The 3,482-nt window shown below is 35.2% G+C and carries 4 protein-coding genes and 1 tRNA gene; 4 read left to right on the top strand and 1 reads right to left on the bottom strand.

What is annotated here, in order from left to right; all coding sequences use genetic code 11:
• A partial coding sequence (locus HOG71_01245; protein ID MBT5989455.1) for a hypothetical protein occupies positions 1 to 812 on the top strand: 812 nt, incomplete at its 5' end.
• Positions 813 to 936: 124 nt separating this feature from the next.
• Here the strand turns inward: HOG71_01245 and HOG71_01250 are convergent.
• Positions 937 to 2,040 (bottom strand): hypothetical protein, encoded by a 1,104-nt coding sequence (locus HOG71_01250; GenBank protein ID MBT5989456.1) that lies wholly within the window; start codon positions 2,038 to 2,040, stop codon positions 937 to 939.
• Between the two features lie 214 nt (positions 2,041 to 2,254).
• On the opposite strand from HOG71_01250, the gene ruvX reads away from it, so the two are divergent.
• From ruvX to HOG71_01265, 3 genes are all read left to right on the top strand, one after another.
• Positions 2,255 to 2,665 carry a Holliday junction resolvase RuvX gene (gene ruvX / locus HOG71_01255; protein ID MBT5989457.1) on the top strand — a complete coding sequence of 137 codons (411 nt, stop codon included), beginning with the start codon at positions 2,255 to 2,257 and terminating at the stop codon, positions 2,663 to 2,665.
• 1 nt (position 2,666) lies between these two features.
• Entirely contained in the window at positions 2,667 to 3,227 is a 561-nt protein-coding gene (def, locus tag HOG71_01260) for a peptide deformylase (GenBank protein ID MBT5989458.1), read from the top strand.
• A 55-nt stretch (positions 3,228 to 3,282) separates the two neighbouring features.
• Positions 3,283 to 3,358 (top strand) — tRNA-His (locus tag HOG71_01265).
• Positions 3,359 to 3,482: the final 124 nt, after the last annotated feature.

A 3,482-nucleotide genomic window follows, 5' to 3' on the forward strand; every position in this document is an offset into this window, starting at 1 on the left:
AAGTGAAATTTTTCAAGAAACTTCGATTGACCATTAATTTGCTATCAGCAAACCACGAAAGAGATCATCGGAAGTTGTTGCTAATTGATAGGAATATCAGCTATTTAAGCTCTATTAATATTTCAAATTACAATTTGAATTGGCGCGAATGTTCCCTGCGATTGACAGGAAGTATTACGGATGCTTTTATAAATATTTTCAGGCAAAATTATCAGTTAAAAAACACCTACAAGTTTGATAAAAAACGGCATACACGACTAGTAAAACACAATGGTTTTGAAATTGTTAGGGATGTGCCTTCGGTTCGTATTCAGCGCATACGAAAAAAGATTTTAAATCATATTGTAAAGGCCAAAACACAAATCATCATTGAATCTCCTTATTTTCTTCCAACATGGCTGATGATGGACAGACTAATTTCTGCGGCTAAAAGAGGAGTTGATGTAAAGATTATTATGCCTCAACGATCGGATGTAACAGTCGTGAATGTTTTAAGACAGCATTATCTTGGACGATTGCACGAAGGAGGGGTGCAAATTATGTATTACAAACCCACCAACTTACATGCAAAACTGATGTTATGCGATGATCGGTTTTATGTGGGATCTGCCAATTTTGACTACCGCAGTTTTCGTTATATGTTCGAAATTGGTTTGTTTGGAGACGACAAACAAGTGCACGATCAGGTAAAGGATCATTGCATGCAAACACTTGAAGATTGTATTCCATTTGACTATACAGAATGGAAAAAGCGAGGATTCACGAAAAAGCTAATAGAGGTATTACTACTTCCATTTAAGCATTTTTTGTAAGTTAGATTCTTGCTTTTATCAAAAAACTATAGACCGAATGCAATTCGGTCCTACAAGTTATGTAGGTCCGATTTGAAATAGGACAGGATTAATTTAGTTCTATATATAGTATAAAGAAATCTATTTACTCCACCCATTCCGTAACAAAAAGGTTTGTTTCGTGAGTTCCCTGATTGTTTCTGTTGGATGAAAATACTAACTTTTTTCCATCATTTGAAAACACTGGAAAAGCATCAAAAACGGTATCAAAAGTAATTTGTTTTAGTCCCGAGCCATCAATATTAATCATAAACAAATTGAACTTAAATCCTTTTTCACTATGATGATTGGTTGAAAAGATAATTTTTTCGCCTGACGGATGAAAATAGGGAGCCCAATTGGCTTTTCCTAAATGGGTTACTTGCTGTAATTCGCTTCCATCAACATTGCAGACGTAAATTTCCATATTTGTTGGCATCACCAGCCCTTGCTCCAATAATTCTTTATATTCTGTAATCTCTTCTTCAGTTTGTGGTCTGGATGAACGGAAAACCAATTTTGATCCGTCTGGTGAAAAGAAAGCACCTCCATCATAACCCAATTCATGAGTGATTTGCTTTAGGTCAGAACCATCAATATTCATTGTATAAAGTTCCAGATCGCCACTACGTGTTGAGGTGAAAACAATTTTATCTCCTTTTGGTGATACGGTTGCTTCTGCATCATAGCCGGGTTCATTTGTAAGTTTTTGAACAATGTTACCATGCAAGTCGGCTACATAAATATCAAAACTTTTATAAATAGGCCATACATAACGACCGTCTTCGCGAGCTTCAGGTTTATGCGGACATGAAGCATCTTGTTCATGCGTTGAAGCATACAGTATGGTGGAATCACCAGGTAAAAAATAGGAACAGGTTGTTCTTCCCTGACCAGTACTAACTAAATCAGGCATTTTATTTTCCATATCAGAACTGGCTAATTCGGTTATGTAAATTTGATCACAATCGGTATCCCAGGCAGGGTTTGTTGCTTGAAATATTAATTTTGTATCATCAAAACTCCAATAAGCTTCGGCATTATCTCCACCAAAAGTGAGTTGCTGCATCGACTTAAAATTAGATTCATCTGAATAGATGAGTGTTTCAATTGTGTCTGCAACTGCTTCTGTTTCCATTTCGGATTGGCTATTGGAAGAATTGCAAGCCATAAACAATGCTATCCCAATTAAGGGGAGTAATATTTTCATTTTAAGCATATTTTTAAATTATTAATTGTTATTTCGGTAATTTTCTTTTGTGAAAAAATGGTTTATTCAAAAGGTAAAAAAGAACCATAATAAGCTTTTCATGACGTTTATATAATTTCCCAAATGAAAAATTTATGTAGGTTTGCCTTTTTTTACAAGAATAGCACCATTTTTGTAAAAGCGCTAAATTAGTTTAATTCTAAATAACCACAAAGTGGGAAGAATATTAGCCATAGATTTTGGAATGAAGAGAGTTGGTCTGGCTGTAACCGATCCTTTGCAGATAATTGCAAACGGTTTAACAACAGTTGAAAACAAGCTTGCTCTTGACTTTATTTCGAACTATTGCCAAAAAGAAAATGTTGAATTGATTGTTATTGGTTATCCATTGAACTTTGATGGAAGCAAAACTGATTCAACCGAGGGAGTTGAGAATTTTATTAAAAAATTGAACAAAAAACTTCCTGCCATTAAGGTGGAGTTAGAAGATGAGCGATTGACCTCGAAAATGGCCAAACAAGCTATGATTGATGGTGGAATGAAAAAAATGAAAAGAAGGGATAAAGCGATGGTAGATAAAATCAGTGCTACCCTAATTTTGCAGTCATATTTAGAAAGCAGATAAGATGATATTACGAGTAATTGGATACGGAGACCCCCTACTGAGAAAACAAAGTGAAGATATTGAAAAAGATTATCCGAATTTGGATAAGCTTATTGCTGATATGTTTGAAACCATGTACGAATCTCATGGAGTGGGTTTGGCAGCGCCACAAATTGGATTAAACATTAATATGTTTGTAATTGATACAACTCCAATTGAAGATAATAAAGATGGGATTAAACGTGCTTTTATCAATCCAATTATTCTGAAAGAAGATGGAGAGCCTTGGGCTTTTGAGGAAGGATGCTTGAGTTTGCCCAAAATACGGGAAGATGTGATTCGGGATGAACGAATAGTGCTTAGTTATTTTGATGAGAACTTTGTGGAACATGAAGAGGTATTTGACGACATTAATGCACGCGTTATTCAGCATGAGTACGATCATTTGGAAGGCATATTGTTTATTGATCATTTATCAGGAGTAAAAAAAAGACTACTCAAAAAACGTTTGAATGAAATAGTAAATGGAAGTGTTGAAGCAGATTACCCCATGAAGTATTATAAACAAATAGTAAAAAAATAGTTTAGTTTTCCCGTATTTATATAATGCAATACTATATTTGCACACGCTAATAAATGGTGATTGTAGCTCAGTTGGTTAGAGCACCGGATTGTGGTTCCGGGGGTCGCGGGTTCAAATCCCGTCTTTCACCCATCGCTGTAAGTGTCAGATAATCAATTAGTTGAGATCCTTTTGTCTGACGCTTTTTGTATGTGAGTCAGCTTATTTGTAGTTTTATGAATACGCTGCGTTTTACCCAAAGGTTGTCAGAAATGG

It is taken from the genome of Bacteroidota bacterium (assembly GCA_018698135.1).
Classification (GTDB): domain Bacteria; phylum Bacteroidota; class Bacteroidia; order CAILMK01; family JAAYUY01; genus JABINZ01.